At 32.8% G+C, this 20,497-nt stretch carries 19 protein-coding genes and 1 other annotated feature; of the genes, 3 read left to right on the plus strand and 16 right to left on the minus strand.

What is annotated here, in order from left to right; translation table 11 throughout:
* Positions 1-76: 76 nt before the first annotated feature.
* Positions 77-291 (minus strand) — a binding site (T-box leader).
* Between the two features lie 79 nt (positions 292-370).
* From BLV37_RS11530 to BLV37_RS11560, 7 genes are all read right to left on the minus strand, one after another.
* Positions 371-1,546 carry an ABC transporter permease gene (locus BLV37_RS11530; RefSeq protein WP_091731589.1) on the minus strand — a complete coding sequence of 392 codons (1,176 nt, stop codon included), beginning with the start codon at positions 1,544-1,546 and terminating at the stop codon, positions 371-373.
* Positions 1,536-2,267, minus strand: coding sequence for an ABC transporter ATP-binding protein (locus BLV37_RS11535; protein WP_091731591.1), 732 nt, complete (start codon positions 2,265-2,267; stop codon positions 1,536-1,538). Before BLV37_RS11535 ends, BLV37_RS11530 begins: the two co-directional genes overlap by 11 nt.
* A gap of 39 nt (positions 2,268-2,306) precedes the next feature.
* Positions 2,307-2,783, minus strand: coding sequence for a 2-C-methyl-D-erythritol 2,4-cyclodiphosphate synthase (gene ispF, locus BLV37_RS11540; protein WP_091731594.1), 477 nt, complete (start codon positions 2,781-2,783; stop codon positions 2,307-2,309).
* 41 nt (positions 2,784-2,824) lie between these two features.
* Entirely contained in the window at positions 2,825-3,220 is a 396-nt protein-coding gene (ndk, locus tag BLV37_RS11545; protein ID WP_091731597.1) for a nucleoside-diphosphate kinase, read from the minus strand.
* Between the two features lie 95 nt (positions 3,221-3,315).
* Positions 3,316-4,008 carry a 2-C-methyl-D-erythritol 4-phosphate cytidylyltransferase gene (gene ispD, locus BLV37_RS11550; protein WP_091731600.1) on the minus strand — a complete coding sequence of 231 codons (693 nt, stop codon included), beginning with the start codon at positions 4,006-4,008 and terminating at the stop codon, positions 3,316-3,318.
* 141 nt (positions 4,009-4,149) lie between these two features.
* Positions 4,150-5,262, minus strand: coding sequence for a PIN/TRAM domain-containing protein (locus BLV37_RS11555; RefSeq protein WP_091731601.1), 1,113 nt, complete (start codon positions 5,260-5,262; stop codon positions 4,150-4,152).
* A gap of 152 nt (positions 5,263-5,414) precedes the next feature.
* The gene (locus BLV37_RS11560) at positions 5,415-5,891 is read right to left on the minus strand and encodes a CarD family transcriptional regulator (protein ID WP_091731604.1); all 477 of its coding nucleotides are present in this window, start codon (positions 5,889-5,891) and stop codon (positions 5,415-5,417) included.
* A gap of 295 nt (positions 5,892-6,186) precedes the next feature.
* Between BLV37_RS11560 and BLV37_RS11565 the strand changes: the two genes are divergently transcribed.
* On the plus strand, positions 6,187-6,582 hold the full coding sequence (locus BLV37_RS11565) for a nucleoside triphosphate pyrophosphohydrolase family protein (RefSeq protein WP_091731607.1): 396 nt from the start codon (positions 6,187-6,189) through the stop codon (positions 6,580-6,582).
* Between the two features lie 74 nt (positions 6,583-6,656).
* Here BLV37_RS11565 and radA read toward each other — a convergent pair whose 3' ends face one another.
* The 7 genes from radA to fusA form a co-directional block, all read right to left on the minus strand.
* Positions 6,657-8,015, minus strand: a complete 1,359-nt coding sequence (gene radA / locus BLV37_RS11570) for a DNA repair protein RadA (RefSeq protein ID WP_091731610.1) — start codon at positions 8,013-8,015, stop codon at positions 6,657-6,659.
* Between the two features lie 10 nt (positions 8,016-8,025).
* The gene (locus tag BLV37_RS11575) at positions 8,026-8,466 is read right to left on the minus strand and encodes a hypothetical protein (protein WP_091731613.1); all 441 of its coding nucleotides are present in this window, start codon (positions 8,464-8,466) and stop codon (positions 8,026-8,028) included.
* Between the two features lie 103 nt (positions 8,467-8,569).
* The gene (locus BLV37_RS11580; protein WP_208975265.1) at positions 8,570-10,990 is read right to left on the minus strand and encodes an ATP-dependent Clp protease ATP-binding subunit; all 2,421 of its coding nucleotides are present in this window, start codon (positions 10,988-10,990) and stop codon (positions 8,570-8,572) included.
* 17 nt (positions 10,991-11,007) lie between these two features.
* Positions 11,008-12,024: a protein arginine kinase gene (locus tag BLV37_RS11585; RefSeq protein ID WP_091731620.1), complete on the minus strand. Its 1,017-nt coding sequence runs from the start codon at positions 12,022-12,024 to the stop codon at positions 11,008-11,010.
* Positions 12,017-12,541, minus strand: coding sequence for a UvrB/UvrC motif-containing protein (locus tag BLV37_RS11590; RefSeq protein WP_091731622.1), 525 nt, complete (start codon positions 12,539-12,541; stop codon positions 12,017-12,019). Before BLV37_RS11590 ends, BLV37_RS11585 begins: the two co-directional genes overlap by 8 nt.
* Positions 12,542-12,570: 29 nt before the next feature.
* Complete coding sequence (locus BLV37_RS11595; RefSeq protein ID WP_091731625.1) at positions 12,571-13,029, minus strand: CtsR family transcriptional regulator; 459 nt, start codon at positions 13,027-13,029, stop codon at positions 12,571-12,573.
* A gap of 308 nt (positions 13,030-13,337) precedes the next feature.
* Positions 13,338-15,407, minus strand: coding sequence for an elongation factor G (fusA, locus tag BLV37_RS11600; RefSeq protein WP_091731627.1), 2,070 nt, complete (start codon positions 15,405-15,407; stop codon positions 13,338-13,340).
* A 372-nt stretch (positions 15,408-15,779) separates the two neighbouring features.
* Between fusA and hisC the strand changes: the two genes are divergently transcribed.
* Positions 15,780-16,862: a histidinol-phosphate transaminase gene (hisC, locus tag BLV37_RS11605; protein ID WP_091731630.1), complete on the plus strand. Its 1,083-nt coding sequence runs from the start codon at positions 15,780-15,782 to the stop codon at positions 16,860-16,862.
* A 36-nt stretch (positions 16,863-16,898) separates the two neighbouring features.
* On the opposite strand, the gene BLV37_RS11610 is transcribed toward hisC, so the two are convergent.
* Positions 16,899-18,026 (minus strand): GNAT family N-acetyltransferase, encoded by a 1,128-nt coding sequence (locus BLV37_RS11610; protein ID WP_091731633.1) that lies wholly within the window; start codon positions 18,024-18,026, stop codon positions 16,899-16,901.
* Between the two features lie 454 nt (positions 18,027-18,480).
* On the opposite strand from BLV37_RS11610, the gene guaD reads away from it, so the two are divergent.
* Positions 18,481-19,779, plus strand: coding sequence for a guanine deaminase (guaD, locus tag BLV37_RS11615; protein WP_091731636.1), 1,299 nt, complete (start codon positions 18,481-18,483; stop codon positions 19,777-19,779).
* A 64-nt stretch (positions 19,780-19,843) separates the two neighbouring features.
* On the opposite strand, the gene BLV37_RS11620 is transcribed toward guaD, so the two are convergent.
* The gene (locus BLV37_RS11620) at positions 19,844-20,485 is read right to left on the minus strand and encodes a lactate utilization protein (RefSeq protein WP_091731640.1); all 642 of its coding nucleotides are present in this window, start codon (positions 20,483-20,485) and stop codon (positions 19,844-19,846) included.
* Positions 20,486-20,497: the final 12 nt, after the last annotated feature.

A 20,497-nucleotide genomic window follows, 5' to 3' on the forward strand; every position in this document is an offset into this window, starting at 1 on the left:
GCGTTTGACCTACCAACGATTTCCTGATAAAAGCATTCAGGAAATCGGGTTAGGTCATAAAAAAACCTTCATCCCCAAAAGGGACGAAGGTTATATCCGCGGTACCACCCTAATAGACTATAGATTATATAGTCCACTCTACATAAATAACGGTAACAACCGTCTAGACTTACTTTGTTCAGTCTAGAAGCTCTAGGATGGGTTCAGTATTCATTGGGTTAGAAATCTTTCAGCCATGGATTTCTTCTCTGAGAACCTTAAATACTTACTATTTCCCTTCATTGCGTATTATTATCTAATTTATTAATGCTAATACTACTAGAAAATAATTATTTTGTCAATTATTTTTAGAGCTATTTTAAAATATATCCTATGCTCTAAAAATCACCGATTCTTTCTTAAACATGTTCACCGTCAAAAACAAGGATGCAACTATATATACTACAGTCCAAGCTAAAACTATCAGTATATGGATTGGATTTACTATTAGTACAATAGCTTCCTTGATAATAGCTATTGTATTTATTATTGGGATGTGGAAGTATACTTCTGGTACAGCCTTTCCATCCAGATACATTGTAGCATATGCAGGTATTAATAGTATTATTGATAAAGGAGCTAAATATGTTTGAGCTTCTTTAAAATTTCTTGCATAAAAGCTAATAGTTAGCTCTATTCCACTAAATACTAAGTTTAGACCTACGCAAAATAATCCTATGGTTAAAATAGAGCTAAGTGGTAGAGCAATCCCTGTCCCTAGAAAATCAGGATTCATTACTGATGCTATAAAAAAGCCTATTAAAGAAGCAACAGTTCCTATGACACCAGCTATAAATACTGCTAAGTACTTACCGCCTAGGATAGATAATCTACTTGCCTTAGTAGTTAGAAGAGGCTCTAGTGTTTGTCTTTCTTTTTCACCAGCACCTAAATCGGTAGCTGCTGCTATTCCACTTATTGCAGAATATATTGTAATCAACATAGGAAATATCATTGAAAATATCATTAACCCTATTCCACCATCTTTAGAAACAGATGTACTCTCAATAGCTATCGCTTTTAATGATTCCAAGTCTACGCCTATGGCTTTAAGCCTTTCATTTGTTATGCTTTCAGAATAGCTTTCTATAAGCCTAACAAGTCTAGATGTTGCCATGTCTGACTTTGAGCTAGATTGATCATATTTTATTTTAATATTGCCCATGGTTCCGCTTTCTATTCTCTCATCAAATCCCTTTTCGATTTCAACTATAGCCTTAATATCTAATTCTTCTAAGGCTTTGTCTGGATCATCAGTATTCATAATATTTATCTGACCTGTTTCTTTTAAATATTCTTCTAATTTTGCTTCGCCATTGCTTATCAGTACAATATCTATTGGCTTTTGTTCATCATTTATCATTTCAGAAGCACCTAAACCTAAGGCAAATGCCATAATAGGGAATATGAGTATAGGTATTATGATGCTAGAAATAATTGTTTTCCTATCCCTAAATGTGTCCTTCAGCTCTTTTTTAAGCACAATCATCATATATTTAATATCCATTTTTTTCACCTACCAAGCTTACAAATATATCCTCAAAATTATGGCTATTATATTTATTCTTTAATCCATCTAAAGTAGATATCTCTATTAGATTACCCTTGTTTATTATCCCTATTACATCGCACAGCTTCTCCACTTCATTCATGGAGTGACTTGAAAAAATAATTGTTTTCCCTTCCTTTTTTTGGTCTAATATAAAATCGTGTACTATTCTTACCGATGTGACGTCTAATCCAGAAGTAGGCTCATCCAATAGCATTATATTTGGGTCATGTACTATACTCCTAGCAATAGATACTTTTTGCTTCATTCCTTTGGAAAATTTACCAACTCTTCTATCTATATATTCTTCCATGTCTAGTTTTTTAGCCAAGTCATTTGTTCTCCTTGAGATATACTCCTTGCTCATACCATTAAGTAGTCCAAAATATTCAATATTTTCTCTAGCTGTTAGCCTATCATAAAGTCCAGTATCTCCACCAAACAATATTCCTATTTTCCCCCTCACATCATCAGGTTGACTTACTAAGTCTAAGCCATCTATTAAGGCTGTACCTGATGTTGGCTTTATCATAGTTGCTAGCATTCTTAGTGTAGTAGTCTTTCCTGCACCATTTTCGCCAAGCAATCCAAAAACAGTTCCTCTCTCTACTTCAAAAGATATTCCTTTAACAGCTTCTACCTCTTTGTATTTTTTGCTTAGATTTTTTACTTTTATCAATTTTATATTCCCCCCTTCAAACGGCATTATATTTTCTTATTAATCTCTATTCTTTAGTAGACAAACAACCTGTGTTGATATGCCTTCTTCCCTGCCTTCAAACCCTAGCTTTTCAGTAGTTGTAGCTTTTATGTTTATGTTGCTTTTATCTGTATTTAGTACCCTAGCCATGTTTTCTCTCATACTATCTATATAAGGTGCTAGCTTAGGCCTTTGAGCAGCTATTACGCAATCAACATTCCCTATTTCATAACCACATTCTACCATTAAGTTATATGTTTTTGCAAGCAATAGCATACTATCTATATCCTTGTATGAATTGTCTGTATCAGGGAAGTGCTTACCTATGTCCCCTAATGCTAGAGCACCTAATATGCTATCCATTATCGCATGAACTAGAACATCTGCATCAGAATGACCTAATAGTCCTCTTTCATGAGGTATATGGATACCACCTATTATTAACTTCCTGTTCTCTACTAGCTTATGCACATCATAGCCAATACCTATTTTCAAGCTCATCGCCTCCCTAAAATCCAGGTGCATATTTTATAATATTAAAACCAGATTGATATTTCTCTTTCTGCAGCTTCTACTGAGTCTGATGCATGAACTATATTTTCAGTCATTGTATTGGCAAAATCTCCTCTAATAGTTCCTGGCTCTGCGTCTACAGGATTAGTTTTTCCATTAATATTTCTAACTAATTTTATTGCATTATTTCCTTCTACTATCATAACCATAATACTTCCACCCATCATGTAAGAAACCAATTCTTCATAAAAAGGCTTTTCTCTATGCTCTATGTAATGCTTTTCAAGTGTAGCCTTGTCTGCTTCTATCATTCTGCACTCTACAATCTTTAAGCCTTTTCTTTCATATCTGCTTATTACCTCACCTATTAATCCTCTTTTAATCCCATCTGGTTTTACAATAACCAATGTTCTTTCCATAATAAATCCATCCTTTCTTATTGTTTAAATTTTCCCATACAATGAGTATGATTTTTTTGCTAGGGATCTCTTCTAAAAACAACTACTCTATATACTTACAGCAATAGCTCTGCAAGCTTTAAATCCTCAGGTGTAGTAATTTTTATATTTGCATAGGAGCCCTCTATAATTTTTACTTTATGTCCTAGTCTTTCAACTAGCATACTATCATCAGTACCAATGAAACCCTCATCTTTTGCGTGTTTATAAGCCTTTAAAATCAATTCATATGAAAATGTCTGCGGCGTCTGAACAGCCCATAAGATTCTACGGTCTGGAGTATCTACTATATGGTTATTCCTGTCTACAATCTTTATTGTGTCTTTTACTCGTGTTCCTATTACAGATGAACCATATTTTATAGCTGCATCAATGCTATTTAGAATATCGACATCTCTTATAAAAGGTCTTACACCATCGTGGATGAGGACTATACTACAGGATTTATTTACCGCCTTAAGTCCTTCATATACAGAATCCTGCCTTTCATCACCTCCACTTACAATATTGATTACTTTACTAAAATTGTATTTTTTAACTACTTCCTCTAAACAATACTGTTTCTCTTCTTCTCTTGCTACTATTATTATTTCATCTATATATTCATTTTTTTCAAATTTTTCTATTGTATATGCCAATATAGGCTTTCCTTTTAGAAGAATATACTGCTTATTAATATCAGCATTCATTCTTTTTCCCATTCCAGATGCAGCTATTACTACAGATATGTATCTGCCATTATAAGACATTTCACCCACCTCCAAGACATTATAACATAATTAGTATATTGAATATAGATTTTTTGAAAAAGCACTTTAAAAAACATAAAAAGTCCTGCTACAAATGTTAAAACCCAGCTTGCGCTGGGTTATTATATATTATTAAAATAATTATACCGCTTTATCAGTCATTGATTTCGGCTTTGCAAATATCATTCTGCCTGCAGCAGTTTGTAAAACACTAGTAACCATTACTCCTATTGTATCTCCAATATGTTTTTTACCACCATCTACCACTATCATAGTGCCATCATCTAAGTATGCTACTCCTTGACCTGATTCTTTACCATCCTTTATTACTTGAACCACCATTTCTTCACCAGGAAGCACTACTGGCTTTATAGCGTTTGCCAGTTCGTTTATATTTAATACATCAACTCCGTGAAATTCTGCTACCTTATTAAGATTGTAGTCATTAGTAACAACTTTTCCTTTGATAAACTGTGCAAGCTTTAATAATTTTGTATCTACTTCTTGAACGTCTTCAAAGTCCTTTTCATGAATCATGACTTCTATATCTAATTCTTTTTGTATTTTATTGAGAATATCTAATCCTCTACGACCTCTGTTTCTTTTAAGAGAATCTGATGAATCAGCAATTTTTTGGAGTTCATCCAGTACAAATTCAGGTATTACTAAAGGGCCTTCTACAAAGCCTGTTTTGCAAATATCTGCAATTCTTCCATCGATTATAACACTGGTATCTAATATTTTAGGCAATACTTGATTTGTCGTCTTATTTCCCTTTTCCTTAGATCCACTTCTTTTTAGAGAGCTTAATGCACTAGTAAAATCATCTTTTTTCCTAGTAGGTACAGCTACACCAAAATATCCAGCTAAAATATAAAACATTATTGATAATACAGGTCCAACATAAGGAATCATACGAAATAAGGGACTTAAAAGATTAGCGATTAAAAGGCCAAGTACCAAACCTACTACTCCAAGAATTATATCAGAGGCTGGTATCTTTTGTATCTCACCTTCTACAGTACCGATTATTTTTTTGCCAATTTTTGTTATTTTAGGAGAAAGAATAAAAAATATAATACCAAAGACTAAACCTAATCCTGCATAGCTATATGGCTTTATTCCTAAACCTTCTAAGAATTCAAGCAGCCCTACAGCTTCTAAGAGTGCCATTATACCTATACCAAGGGATATACCTAAAACTGTTAAAAAGAATCTAATTATTCTATTTGCTAATTTTGATTTGTTAACCATATACTTTCACCTCCTCGTATATTTATCTCCAATATATCAGTATACTATAACTAATTTACCACAAATTTCATTAAATAATACACCAATTAGCATTTTGTCATGAAAATGTAATAATTTTTGAATAAAAAACAAGCGCCTATCAAATAAGACGCCTACTTTACAATATTTTCAATTAGGTCTTCGGCTTCAACTTGTTCCATGTTTTTTGCAAGTACTATTTCGCTAACTAGCATTTGCTTCGCATTATTGAGCATTTTTCTCTCTCCTGTAGATAAACCCTTTTCTCTATCTCTGATGATAAGGTTTCTTACTACACCTGCTATCTCATAAATGTCTCCGCTTTTTATTTTATCCATGTTAGCTCTATATCTTCTATTCCAATTTTGCGGCATTTTAGTCTTGTCATCAGCTAATACTGCAAGAACCTGTTCAATCTCCTCATGATTTATCACTTCCCGAATTCCAATATCTTCAATGTTGTCAATAGGAACCATTACCTTCATGTCTCCCATCGGCATTTTCATTATATAATATTTTCTCTTTTTACCTAGTATTTCTTTTTCTTCTATTGCAATTATTATTCCCGCCCCATGCATCGGATAAACTATCTTATCTCCTATATCAAACATAAAGTACACCGTTATACGAAAGCCTACAAACTAAGCATAAGCTTTAATAACGGATACACCTCCTTTACTATAGTTTAAATCTTAATGCAGTATATTTTTATGTCGCATTTTCCATTAGATAATAAAAATATAATAATATCCTAATCTATAGTATACTATAGGTTCGTTAGAATGTCAAATTATTTATTTTACCACATACACAGAAAGATTGTCAACTTAATTTTAAATTGACAAAGCCATATTTTTATAAGTATAATTAATGTAAATATACAATTACATGAAATGAGGTGTTTTTATGGATAATAGTAATATTTGCGATAATTTTCAAAGCAAAGTTTCTAATGTTTTAATAAGGCATAAGAGTATTTTAGATATAATAACTAAGCTAGAAGAATCAAACTCTAAGGTTAATAGGGCTGTTGTTAAATCTGCAACCTCTTGCGGATGTATTTCCATAAATGCTTCTAGGCAGGACTATAGTAAAGATTCTTTGATAGAAATAAAGGATTCTTTGAAAAGTCATATAGAGGGAGAGCTTTGTGAAAACTGTAAAGAGAAAATAGAAGAAGAAATTGGTAAACATATGTTTTACATAGCCTCACTGTGCAATAACTTTAATCTGAGCTTAGAAGAAATAGTCTTAAAGGAAATAGATACAATAAAAACATTAGGTATTTATAACTTATTATAAACTATTATAAAATTAAAGAAGTGTAGAACTTCCCTACATACTATAATAAATGGGTCTAAATAGACCCATTTATGCTATCTTGCTAAGACTATGTCTAATGCCTGAATTATATTTGTAACTCCAATAATATTTATATTCTCTATATTGTCTAACCCCTTAAGATTAGATTTTGGTATAACTGCGGTTTTAAAGCCCATCTTGCTAGCCTCTTTAAGCCTTTTTTCTATAAAGCTTACAGTTCTTAATTCACCTGTTAAGCCTACTTCCCCTATAGCTATGGTATTAGAGTCTATTGCAACATCCTTAAAGCTAGATGCTAATGCGCATACTATACCTAAATCCATTGCAGGCTCTTTGATTTGAATTCCACCTACTATGTTTATATAAGCATCATAGCTTTGCATTTCTAATCCTGCTTTTTTTTCTAATACTGCAAGCATAAGAACTACTCTGTTATAGTCAATGCCTGTAGCCACTCGTCTTGGCATACCAAAGGCAGTATGACTTACTAAGGCTTGAACCTCTACTAGCATAGGTCTTGTTCCTTCCATGCTTGGTACAACTATGGTTCCTGCAGTATTTAAGGGTCTACCTGCTAAGAGCATTTCTGAAGGATTCTCGACTTGAACAAGTCCTATGTCCCTCATTTCAAATATTCCTAATTCATTTGTGGAGCCAAATCTATTTTTTACTCCTCTTAAAATCCTATATGTATGATGTCTTTCTCCTTCAAAATATAGTACAGCATCCACCATATGCTCCAGAACCCTTGGACCTGCTATAGAGCCTTCCTTAGTCACATGGCCTACTATAAATGTGGCCATATCCCTAGTTTTGGCTAACCTCATTAAAAGGGATGTGGTTTCCCTTACTTGACTTACACTTCCAGGAGCAGACTCCAAGCTTGGACTATAAACAGTTTGAATTGAATCTATTACTAGCAAATCAGGACTCAAGTTATCAATTGCACTAGTTACAATATCCATATTTGTTTCTGATAAGAGATATAGCTCCTGTGCTTGAACACTAAGTCTATCTGATCTTAGCTTAATTTGCTTTGCAGATTCCTCTGCTGATACATATAATACTTTAAGTCCTTGGCTAGAAATATTATTTGCTACTTGTATTAGCAGCGTTGATTTGCCTATTCCAGGATCTCCTCCTACTAGGGTAAGAGAGCCTTTAACTAAGCCACCGCCCAAAACCCTATCTAGCTCTTGAAGTCCTGTTGTTATTCTATATTCCTCATTAGTTTTGATATCAACAACTTTTTCTACTTTAGCATCTACAATGGCATTAGATACTTTTGTTGTTCTATCTGTAACCTCTTCAACAAAAGTATTCCAGCCTTCACATGAAGGGCATTTACCAAACCATTTAGGAGTTTCATAGCCACAATCTTGACATATGTATTTTATCTTTAACTTAGCCATATAAATCCTCCTAAACTCTATCTATATCATCAATTGAAATTATGTTCTTTTTTATTAATAGATTTTCTATAAATGATAGTTTGTTCTTAAGTATTAAAATTTCCTGCTCTAAAGATAATTTATTATTAGATTCATCTTCTTTAACATCTTCAAATTCTATGATTTCTATAACATGAGTATATTCTATTTCTTTATCTGTAAATGGATTTCCATCAGTATAATAATAGGTTATTTCGCCTTTTCTTCCTTTAAATTTCAAATTATCGTCAGGAATATTTACTTCAAAACTTTTGTTCTCTAGAATCTTTTTCAGTCTCTCGTTATCATGACCCTTCACTATTGACTCACATTTTATTCTAATTAAATTTTTCTCTGTAACTTCGCTCTTTATGTAATCTCTATTATAATTCTCTAGTCTAAGCTCCATATCGTCAATAATTAGTCTTTCCATAGAACTCCCCTTTCTTTTTTGTTCTCTAAAGAAATATTATCAGATTTCTTTGTTTTTTACTATAATTATGCAGATAATAGAAATAGTAAGGAAATAATCCTTACTATTGTTTGTTGAAGGTGAGCTTTTCTCCGTTATAATCTATTAGAATTACATCATTCTTGCTTACATTGCCTTTAAGCATTTCTTCTGATAATTGATCCTCTATTAGCTTTCTAATAGCTCTTTCAAGTGGTCTCGCTCCAAAAGATGGATCAAAGCCTTCTTTTCCAATATGGTCTCTTGCACTTTCACTAATATCAATATGCAGATTAAGTCTTTCTAGTCTCTTTTCTAAATCCTTAATCATTATATTAACTATTTTCTTAATATGCTCTTCATTAAGTGGATGAAACACTATAACCTCATCTATTCGGTTTAAGAACTCGGGTCTAAATGTTCTCTTAAGCTCATCTGTAATATTTTCCTTCATTTTTTCATATTCAGCCTTATCTGCATCAGTAGGTGCGGCAAAACCAAGGGTTTTTTGTTTCTTCAAGGTTGTAGCTCCTACGTTTGATGTCATTATGACTACTGTGTTTTTAAAGTCTACTACTCTACCTTTAGAATCAGTTAATCTTCCATCATCTAATAGCTGTAGCAATATATTAAATACGTCTGGGTGTGCTTTTTCTATTTCATCAAATAATATGACTGAATAAGGTCTTCTTCTAACCTTTTCTGTAAGCTGCCCTCCCTCATCATATCCCACATATCCAGGAGGTGAACCTATAAGCTTAGAAACCGAATGCTTCTCCATATACTCTGACATGTCAATTCTGATTACTGCATTTTCATCACCAAATAATGATTCAGCCAAGGACTTTGCTAGATAAGTTTTTCCTACTCCTGTAGGTCCTACAAAAATAAATGTCCCTATAGGCTTGCTTGGATCCTTAAGCCCCACTCTAGCTCTTCTAACAGCACTTGATAAAGCTGCTACTGCCTGCTCCTGACCTATTACTTTCTTATGCAGTATTTCTTCAAGATTAAGGAGTTTTTCTGATTCTTCAACAGTTAGCTTTTTAACAGGTATACCCGTCCAAATAGAAACTACATATGCTATTTCATCATAGCCAACTTCACTTGATGCTGATTGCTTCTGATGCTTCCAACCATCTTGCTTTGCCTTAAGCTCTTCTTTTATGTTTTTTTCTTCATCCCGAATTTTTGCTGCCTTTTCATAGTCTTGGGTACTAATAGCTGCTTCCTTTTCTTGAGCTAGCTCTTCTAGCTTTGATTCTAATAGATTTAAATCTGGTGGTGCTGTTATAGTCTTTATTCTAACCCTTGAGGCAGCCTCATCAATAAGGTCTATGGCCTTATCTGGTAAAAACCTATCAGTAATATATCTAGCTGAAAGCTCTGCAGCCGCTTTTATTGCTTCATCACTTATTTTTACTCTATGGTGAGCTTCATACTTATCCCTTAATCCTTCTAGTATTTTTATTGTATCCTCAATTGAAGGCTCTTCTACCATAACAGGCTGAAACCTTCTTTCTAATGCTGTGTCTTTTTCAATATGCTTTCTATACTCATCAATAGTAGTTGCCCCTACAGCCTGAAGTTCTCCTCTTGCTAGTGCAGGTTTCAGTATGTTTGATGCATCAATAGCACCTTCTGCTGCTCCAGCACCAATTATTGTATGCATTTCATCAATAAATAAAATAACATTTTTAGCCTGTTTTATTTCTTCCATTACTTTTTTTAGTCTCTCTTCAAACTCCCCTCTGTATTTTGCTCCCGCTACCATTGATGCTAAATCCAGAGTTACCACCCTTTTATCCTTTAAAATTTCAGGTATCTCTCCACTATTAATTAATTGTGCTAATCCCTCAGCCACTGCAGTTTTACCTACTCCTGGCTCTCCTATTAAGCATGGATTATTCTTGGTCCTTCTGCTTAAAACCTGTATTACTCTTTCTATCTCTTTGTCTCTTCCTATTACTGGATCAAGCTTCCCCTCAGATGCTAAAAGAGTTAAATCTCTACCAAACTTATCTAAGGTTGGAGTACCTGCCTTATTGCTAGTACTACTACTTTGACTTTGCCTATTATTATTGAGCATATTTATTATCTCTGACCTTACCTTTTCTAAGTCCATACCCATACCTTTAAGTATAACTGCAGCTACACCCTCTGATTCCTTTATGAGACCTAAAAGAAGATGCTCTGTACCTATATAATTATGCCCTAAGTCCCTAGCTTCAATAAAGCTTAATTCGAATACTCTTTTAGTTCTTGGAGTGTAGCCTTGTATTTCACCACTTTCTTCTCCATATCCAATTAAGTTTATTACATAGTTTCTTATAGTATCTAAATTAGCTCCCATATTTATAAGAACATTTGCAGCTATTCCTTCCTTTTCGCTAATTAATCCTAATAGCAAATGTTCTGTGCCTACATAATTATGTCTTAGATTTTTAGCCTCTTCTTGAGCAAGAAAAATAGCCTTCTGTGCTCTTTCAGTAAATCTACCAAACATAGACATCAGTATCCCTCCTACATCTTTATCTTTTCTCTAATTATTTCTGATCTCTTAATATCTCTTTCTGCAACTGTTAAATCTTCATGATGTTGATTTTGCACACTTGCTGGCTGTATTTCTATCATAAGATTATTTATAGTATTTAGACTTACATTTTTTATTATGTTCATATTCACACCCATTCTAACGTTAGATAATAACTCCATACTCTCTTTTGAAGACATTATCCTTGAGTTTTGCAATATTCCAAGTGATCTATAAACCTTATCTTCTATTTCGGTTTTTCTATTATTCAGTAAGCTTAGCATTGCGTATCTTTCTTTGGAAATAATCTGAAGAACTATACTCCTAAGCTTCTGTATTGTTTCCTCTTCACTCTCTCCTAGGGTAGTTTGATTAGATATTTGAAAAAGATTCCCTAAAGCACTGCTTCCCTCTCCGTAAAGACCTCTAACAGTTAGTCCAATTTGGTTTACTGCTTGAAGAATTTGATTTATATATCCTGTCAGCACAAGTGCAGGTAAATGCACCATAACTGATGCCCTAAGACCTGTTCCTACATTTGTAGGGCAGCATGTTAGGAAACCAAAGTCCTCATCAAAAGCATACCTAGTCTTAGACTCTAGTAAATCATCTATTTCATTACCTAGCTTCCATCCCTCTTCAAGATTAAGTCCAGGCAAAAGAACCTGTATTCTTATGTGATCCTCTTCATTTACCATTATTGTAATTTTTTCATCTTGTTTTAGAAAAAATGCACTTAACTTAGGCTTTTCTAATAAGCCTGGGCTAATTAGGTGGGTTTCAACAAAAACATTCCTCTCTAAGGGAGAAAGCTTGTTTATTTCAATTATTCTAAAACTATTATCATTATTTATAATTGCATCTTTGACTATATCTATTACTTCTTTTGCCTCATCCTCTGTCATTAAGTGTGGTAGTCTTATGCCATCTATATTTCTTGCAAGCCTTATTCTAGTGCTTAATACAATATCCTTTTCAGCACCTTCACCCTCCAACCAATTAATCATTTTCCTCACTGCCCCTTTCTAGATTCAATTGAAGATTCTTTATTTCATCTCTTAGCTGAGCAGCTTTTTCAAATTCCTCCTTGCTTACAGCTGAATCTAGTTCTTTTTTGAGCTTTTCAATTGTTCTCTTAGTACCTACTAAAATCCCAGCTTTTTTAGGAACCTTTCCTACATGAATATCGTGTCCATGTATTTTCCGAAACAGAGGGACAAGCTTATCTCTAAAAGAATCATAGCAGTTACTGCAGCCGAATTTCCCTGTCTGTCTAAATTTCCCATAGGCAAGCCCACATTTATCACAGGTTAAGGCTTTTACTTGTTCAATCTTTACTGGTCCATCATATGAGCTGTCAAGGAGTCCAGCTAGAAAGTTTTGTATTGAAAAAGATGTATCAAAATTAAAGCTGTTGCTTTTTTTTGCACATTCTTCGCATAGGTGAGATTCATTAACATGGTTATTAATTATTTTTTTCATATGAACAGTTGCTTGATTTTTACCACATTCTTCACAAAGCATATATGCCCTCCTTTCAATTGATTATTAATTTACTTTAAAAAAACAAGCAGCATATTTTTAAGCATATCAGCTCTAACTACGTTTTTATCGCAGTTTGCACTATCTAAAGCCCTATCAGAAACTACTACTTTCATTATATTGCATTCTCTTTCAGTGATAATACCTTCCTCAAGAAAGCTTTCGATTATATCATATGCCTTTGATTTAGTAATAGATTCCCCTATTATATTCAATATTAAGTTTTGGATATATTTATCACTATTAATATTTACTTTTATGATTTTTATATACCCTCCTCCACCTCTTCTACTCTCAATATAATAGCCTTTATCTGATGTAAATCTTGTTGTCAAAACATAGTTTATTTGAGAAGGAGCGCAATCAAAGTACTGAGCTAATTCATTTCTTTGTATTTCTACAATTCCGCTATTAGCATCCTCTAATAGCCTTTTAATAAAATCTTCTATAATATTGCTTAGCTTTGACATTTCTTCACCTCTTATCTGACTTTGACTTTCTTTGCCTTTAGTTATATTTTATACGATACAAAAAAATTTTCAATACCTAATTGTATGCTTCTTATATTTTATATAATTATAATACCCCATTATTTCAATAATAACTTATTTTTAAACAAAATCTTATATGGTCACATTAGAAATTGAGGAAGCTTTTGCTGGACTGACCTGCGTGAAAACAAAGATCCTGGAATTCTGCTTAAAGCTCATGAGGTCAAATTTCTTAGGTAAGAAATAAATAAGGAGCACCATGTAGATACTTGGTACTCCTTTTTGTTCTATTCTCTTTCAGCCTTTGCTTCAGCTATTATTTTTTCACTTATGTGTGCTGGTACCTCTTCATATCTAGCAAATTCCATTCTAAAGCTTGCTCTGGCTTGAGTCATTGATCTTAAATCTATTGCATATTTAAACATTTCAGTTTGTGGTGCTTCAGCTAATACAAGTTGATTTCCATCTTCCTGCTGCTCCATACCTAATATTCTTCCTCTTCTCTTATTCATGTCTCCCATAATATCTCCCATATAGTCTTCAGGAACAAGGATTTCTACTCTCACAATAGGCTCCAATAATACTGGTTTTGCCTGCTCCATACCTTTTTTAAATGCAAGAGATGCGGCTATTTTGAAAGCCATTTCATTTGAATCAACAGGGTGATATGAACCATCAAATAATACTGCCTTCATATTAACCACAGGATATCCAGCTAATACTCCCTTTTCAATAGATTCTCTAAGACCTTTTTCTACTGCAGGAATATATTGTCTAGGTACTGAACCTCCAAAGATTTCTTCATCAAATTCAAAGTCTAATTGTGATGGTTCAAATCTTATATGGACGTCTCCATATTGTCCTGCACCACCAGATTGCTTTTTATGTCTTCCTTGAACACTTGATGTACCTTTTATGGTTTCTCTATAAGGTACCTTTGGATCTGTAAGCTCTACTTCAACACCAAAAGTATTTTTTAACTTGTTAGTAATAACTGCAAGTTGCATATTTCCTTGACCACCTATTAATAACTGCTTAGTTTCAGCATTTCTTTGAACTATAAAGGTTGGGTCTTCCTCTGTCATTCTAGCTAGGGATGAGCCTATTTTTTCTTCATCACCCTTAGCCTTTGGTTCTACCGCTAAGAACAAACAAGGATCTGGATAATCTATTTCATTGTATTGAATAGGATTGTTTTTATCACACAGAGTATCTCCTGTTTCAGTATATTGAAGCTTAGCTGTAGCTCCAATATCTCCAGCAATTATTGTGCTAACTTCTATTTGACTTTTTCCTCTTAGAAGGAATAAACTACCAAATCTTTCGTTTTCATCTTTATTTGCATTTAAAACATCCGCATCTTTTGAAATTTTACCTGAGCATACGTTAAATAATGATATTTTACCAACAAATGGGTCTACTATGGTTTTAAATACAAATGCTGAAAAAGGTTCATTTTTATCTACTTTTCTTTGTACCTTTTCTGTGGTTCCAGGCTTAACTCCTTCATGTACCCCTACATCGCTTGGGGAAGGCAAATAAGCATTAATCATATTAAGTAATGTATGAACACCTATATTGTTTTGAGAAGATCCTATTAATACAGGTACTAGGTCACTGTTCATTATGCCCTTTCTTAAACCTCTATGGATTTCTTCTGTTGTAAATTCTTCACCTTCAAAGTATTTTTCCATCAATTCTTCATCTGCTTCAGCAACAGATTCCATGAGCATTTCTCTAAGAGGCTCTATAATATCATTCATGCCTTCTGGCACTTGTGCATCAACACAATCCTTACCATCATAAACTCTACCTATCATGTCAACTATATTAACAAATCCCTTAAAGGATTCAGATTCACCAATAGGCACTGCAAAAGGTACTACTTTGTTACCGAATTGTTCTCTAAGATCATTCATAATTTTATCAAAGTTAATGTTTTCCTTATCCATTTTATTAAGGAATATAATTTTAGGTAATTTATTTTTTTCTGTATATTTCCAAGCTTTTTCCGTACCAACTTCTACACCAGATGATGCGTCTACTATTATAACTGCTCCTGTTGCTGCTCTTAATGCACCGTTTACTTCTCCAATAAAATCAAAATATCCTGGAGTATCTAATAAATTATATTTTACATCCTTCCACTCAACTGGGATTATTGAAGTTCCTATAGAAAATTGTCTTGATATTTCTTCTTTATCGTAGTCGGAAATAGTATTTCCATCTTCTACTCTACCTTTTCTTTTAGTTACTCCTGTAGTAAATAATATCGATTCTGTCAATGTAGTTTTGCCACAGCTTCCATGACCTAATAAAGCTACGTTCCTTATTTTGTCAGTTTGATATTCCTTCATCTAACTTCCCCCTTGCACAGATTATATTTTGACTTTTACAGACAATTGCTAATATTTAATATTCTACACATATTGCTAAATTCCTTTTTATTTGTATCAGATTTTCAATTCTAATGCTTTTTGTCTTTATATTGAAAATATCTCCATTTATTGTTTTTTTATTCTGAAAATTATTTAAAATACAATAAATATTTTCTCTTAAATCTGTTCATATACAACTTAATTATGTTTGTGATTCTTACTTTAGTATAAATATGATAAATTATTATTTTTTTAATTATTAATAAAATGAAATATCTAAATAAACTTTCAAATATTAATGTTATAATTGTTTTAAGTTATTATTTAAATAAAAAGAGGGGGTAGTTTAGTTTGTCAATCCAATTTAGAGAAGAGCTTGTTAATTTAACTCCTTATAAACCTGGAAGGCCAATAGAGGATGTTAAAAAGGAATATGGACTAGAGGATGTGATAAAACTTGCATCTAATGAAAATCCACTTGGTTGCTCATCTAAAGCAATAGACGCTATCAAAAATGCACTTGACAATCTAGCACTTTATCCAGATGGAAATTGCACCAACTTAAAAGAAGCGCTTTCCCAAAAATTAAACCTCAGTATAAATCAAATTATTTTAAGCTGCGGTTCTGATGAAATGATGGACCTAATAGCTAAAACCTTTTTCAATAAGGGTGACGAAGTTATAATGGCTGACGTAACTTTTCCAAGATACATATCTACCACTATGATGATGGGGGCAAAGCCTGTTATTGTACCTTTAGTTGATTGGACCTACGATTTAGATGGTATGCTTTCTGCAATTACAGAAAAAACAAAACTTATATGGCTATGTAATCCAAATAATCCAACTGGTACAATGTTTACTGAAGAAAGATTAGTACATTTCTTAAATAGTGTACCTAAAAATATAATAGTAGTCTATGATGAGGCATACAATGAATATGTAACTAGAGAAGATTATCCAAAAAACAGCCTCCCATTGCTCAATAAATATTCAAATATCATTATCCTAAGAACTTTCTCTAAAATCTATGGTCTTGCTTCTCTAAGGGTTGGTTATACTATGGCAAGTGAAGAGATAATAGAAAACATAAATAAAGTAAGAGGACCATTCAATGTAAATACTTTAGCACAGGTTGCTGCTATTGCAGCACTAGAAGACGAAGAGTTCATAAAGAAAAGCTACGATGTAAATCTTCAAGGAAAAGAATATCTTTATGAAGAATTCCAAAAAATGAATCTACAATTTGCTCCTTCCGAAGCAAATCATATTTTTGTTAATGTAAAAAGAAATGGTGGAGAAGTATTTATCGATCTCCAAAAAAGAGGGGTTATTATAAGACCTATGGTTGGAGATTGGATAAGAGTAAGTATAGGTACTATGGAACAGAACAAAATATTTATAGATAAGCTTAAGGAAGTACTCCATAAATAAAAGCGGCATATGCCGCTTTTATTTATTATATGATAATTATAAGTCCTTTTTATAAATTCTATAGGTTTTATAAATTTTTCCACCAAGTTTTTCTATATCTCTTTGCATAACTTTATTGTATTCCCACACTGTTGAGCCTTCTCCATATTTATATCCTTTCTCTTTAGATGCGTCATAAAGCTTAAGATAAATGGCGGAGGGAACACCTTTTTTTCTAAATTCGGGTATAACAAATAATACAAACAGCCTTGCCCTATCTATTTTTTTCCTGTAATAAAGATATTTTAAAAAGCCTGTTGGAAAGAGTCTTCCATTCATATGCTTAAGCACTTGGTTATAATCAGGTAAGGCTATGTTAAAGCCTATAGGCTTTCCATCTTCGGCCCTGGCTATGTATATTAGGTCAGGATCTGCAACAGGTACTAAGCTTTTCCCAATAATAGCTATATCCTCGTCTGTAGGGGGTATAAAATCCTCCCACTCCTCTGGCATTGCTCTTTTGATTATTTCCTTAATGTCCTGCATTTCTTTCTCTATATTCTTTAAGTCTATTTTTTCTACCTTAAACTTGTATTTTCCCATTGCATAGGGAACATATTTCCTATATCTTTCATCTATGTCCTCTTTTGCATCATATTTGTATGCATAGCAGTCCCAATACTTGTAAAAATTATATTCCTCAAAAAATCTTCTATAGTAGCTTTTATTGTATGTATTCATTACGAGGGTAGGATCAGTAAAATTATCTATTAGAAGGCCTCTGTTATCATCTCCGTTAGGTAAGGATATAGGTCCTATCATTCTCTCCATTCCTTTTTCCTTAAGCCAATGACTAGCATAATCAAACATTGCCTTAGCTACCTCATAATTATCAATAGATTCAAAGAGTGAAATATATCCCTCCTTATAGTTTTTTGCATGATTTAATGGTTCATTAATCCCCACACATAATCTGCCTACTGCCTCTCCGTCTTTGTATGCAATTATATGTTCAAAGGGTCCACTTTGAACTAATGAGTTGTTCTCACCCCTCATAGTTTTCTTAAAATCTGATATTAATGGTGGTACCCAGCAACAATCTCCTTTATATATTTTCCAAGGTAGTTTTATAAAATCTTTTTCATTTTTTCTCGTCATGATTTTCTGTACAGCAATATCACCCATCTTCTTCTCCCCTTTATGTGAAAAAATATTTAGATTAATTTAGAGCTTTGAAATATAAAAGCCTTGGATACAACGATAATACACTTATAATATATTTAATAATATTTTAGGCAATAAATAAAGCTATTTCTATAAATATGTTATCTAGTACTTATGTATAGATTCTACAACTTTTACCATATTCCTTCAAATGTTTTTGCCCTTAAGATATGTAATCACCTTGTACAAATGGCTATATACCTAGTTAATAATGTTTGTTAATATTTTACTAGTATTTTTTTCTTTTTTTTAACTTATTAAATTCTTATTAATAATTTTGATGAAATATATGAGCTATCCTTGTATTTCCAACACATATGCCCATTTATGCTGTTTTCTTGAATCCAATGTAATAAATAGGGTATAATTAAACTGCAGGTAAATATAAATTATTTCTTTTGAGGAGTTGATTACTGTGAATCAGGATACTGGAAAAGAAAATATTAAAATATATAAGGGCCATATAGTTTATACTGAATCACCAGAAAAATTTAATGTTCAGGAAAACGGTTACATCATTGTTGAGAATAATAAAGTAACACTAGCAAATTCATCTATACCTGAAAAATATAGTCACATTTCAGTTATAGATTTTGGTGACAAATTAATTATACCAGGCTTTGTTGATTTACATTTACATGCCCCACAATTTCCTAACAGAGGATTAGGTCTTGATAAAGAGCTACTTCCATGGCTAGAAGAATATACCTTCCCAGAGGAAGCTAAGTATAGTGATATGGATTATGCTAAAAAGGTATATTCAAGGGTTGTAGAAGACCTTTGGAGAAACGGAACTACACGTTCTGTAGTATTCGCTAGTATTCATAATGAATCTACATCCTTATTGTTCGATTTGTTTGTAGAGTCAGGATTAGGAGCCTATGTAGGAAAAGTAAATATGGATAGAAATTGTCCTGATATACTAATAGAAGATACTCAGCAATCAATAAAGGATACCAGAGAATATATTGAAAATCACATTGGGAAATCAGAAATAGTTAAGCCAATTATTACTCCTAGATTTGTACCTACTTGTACTGTTGAACTTATGAAGGAATTAGGTAAAATGGCTAAAGAGTTTAATGTTCCAATACAATCTCACCTTTCTGAAAACACTAATGAAATAAAATGGGTGAAAGAGCTTCATCCTGAGCATAAAGACTATGCAAGTGTATATGACTGCTATGGTCTGTTTGGCCAAAACCCTACTATAATGGCTCACTGTATACACAATACGGAAGAAGAAGTTGCTTTAATGAAAGATAATGAGGTCTTTGTTGCACACTGTCCATATTCTAACTTGAATCTATCTAGTGGAATAATGCCCGTTAGATATTTCTTAGATAAGGGCATAAATGTTGGATTAGGATCAGATGTAAGTGGAGGAAATAAAATTGCTATTTTCGATGTAATGGCAATATCTGCACAGATTTCTAAAATTAAATGGCTAGAAACTAATAAAGAGCTTGCACCTCTTACAACCTCAGAAGTGTTTTATCTTGGTACTAAGGGTGGCGGCAAATTCTTTGGCAAGGTCGGTAGCTTTGAAGAGGGGTATGAGTTTGATGCTCTTGTTATAGACGATTCTAATCTATTTGGAGAAGGCCTAACTATTGAGGAGCGTATACAAAGATTTATATACACAGGTGATGATAGAAATATTGTTGAAAGGTATGTTGCTGGAAACAAAATTGAAAAGCCTAGTTTTAAATAGTATACTTAACCCCCATCCTTGAATCAAAGATGGGGGTTTTCTAGTAGTAAGCTAATGCTCTATATTAATATCCTAGCTCTTTATTTACTATTATTACATGAATCCTATCTTTAAAGCTTTGTCTTTTAATTACTGTGTATTCATTACATATTCTGCTATCTACTTTACACTCCATGCAATGACCTACCTTTGTACAAGGATTATCTTTATTTAGCCTTACATTATTGGCAGGAGCAGCTGTTTCTTTTACTCTTAATATAGCTTGATCTAAATCCTTTACTAGCTTATTTCTACCTACTATTATTATTACTTTATCTGGTCCATAAAGCATTGCTGCTACTCTATTTCCTGTTCCATCTACATTATATATTTCTCCATTTTCAGTTATTGCATTACTGCTTGTAAAATAAGCATCTGCGGAGAAGCTTTTTCTATATATTTCTTTTATGTCTATTGCCGTTAAGCCTTCTTTATATCTGTCTAAGAAATTATATTTACCATTTCTCAGTAAGTCTATAACTCCTGCTTCAAAAAGAGTCATGGAGCCTCCTACAGCTACTATATCTCCTTCTGATATTAGCTCCTCTATTTTTCTAAGAGCATCTTCTTCTGTTTGAACATAATGACCCCTAATATTATTTTTTTCTAAATTTAATATAGTTCTCTTTACTCTTTCATCTACAACAAAAATTGCATTTTTATCCATGTAAATCCTCCT

This window comes from Proteiniborus ethanoligenes (genome assembly GCF_900107485.1).
Lineage (GTDB): Bacteria > Bacillota > Clostridia > Tissierellales > Proteiniboraceae > Proteiniborus > Proteiniborus ethanoligenes.

Excerpts from the sequence above, each read along its gene's own strand:
- BLV37_RS11610 (WP_091731633.1), bottom strand. The coding sequence starts at position 18,026 with ATGGGTGATATTGCTGTACAGAAAATCATGACGAGAAAAAATGAAAAA.
- BLV37_RS11530 (WP_091731589.1), bottom strand. The coding sequence starts at position 1,546 with ATGGATATTAAATATATGATGATTGTGCTTAAAAAAGAGCTGAAGGAC.
- ndk (WP_091731597.1), bottom strand. The coding sequence starts at position 3,220 with ATGGAAAGAACATTGGTTATTGTAAAACCAGATGGGATTAAAAGAGGA.
- BLV37_RS11555 (WP_091731601.1), bottom strand. The coding sequence starts at position 5,262 with ATGGTTAACAAATCAAAATTAGCAAATAGAATAATTAGATTCTTTTTA.
- BLV37_RS11575 (WP_091731613.1), bottom strand. The coding sequence starts at position 8,466 with ATGGAAAGACTAATTATTGACGATATGGAGCTTAGACTAGAGAATTAT.
- ispD (WP_091731600.1), bottom strand. The coding sequence starts at position 4,008 with ATGTCTTATAATGGCAGATACATATCTGTAGTAATAGCTGCATCTGGA.
- BLV37_RS11565 (WP_091731607.1), top strand. The coding sequence starts at position 6,187 with ATGGATAATAGTAATATTTGCGATAATTTTCAAAGCAAAGTTTCTAAT.
- BLV37_RS11580 (WP_208975265.1), bottom strand. The coding sequence starts at position 10,990 with ATGTTTGGTAGATTTACTGAAAGAGCACAGAAGGCTATTTTTCTTGCT.
- fusA (WP_091731627.1), bottom strand. The coding sequence starts at position 15,407 with ATGAAGGAATATCAAACTGACAAAATAAGGAACGTAGCTTTATTAGGT.
- radA (WP_091731610.1), bottom strand. The coding sequence starts at position 8,015 with ATGGCTAAGTTAAAGATAAAATACATATGTCAAGATTGTGGCTATGAA.
- BLV37_RS11590 (WP_091731622.1), bottom strand. The coding sequence starts at position 12,541 with ATGCTTTGTGAAGAATGTGGTAAAAATCAAGCAACTGTTCATATGAAA.
- BLV37_RS11620 (WP_091731640.1), bottom strand. The coding sequence starts at position 20,485 with ATGGATAAAAATGCAATTTTTGTTGTAGATGAAAGAGTAAAGAGAACT.
- BLV37_RS11595 (WP_091731625.1), bottom strand. The coding sequence starts at position 13,029 with ATGTCAAAGCTAAGCAATATTATAGAAGATTTTATTAAAAGGCTATTA.
- BLV37_RS11585 (WP_091731620.1), bottom strand. The coding sequence starts at position 12,024 with ATGATTAATTGGTTGGAGGGTGAAGGTGCTGAAAAGGATATTGTATTA.
- BLV37_RS11560 (WP_091731604.1), bottom strand. The coding sequence starts at position 5,891 with ATGTTTGATATAGGAGATAAGATAGTTTATCCGATGCATGGGGCGGGA.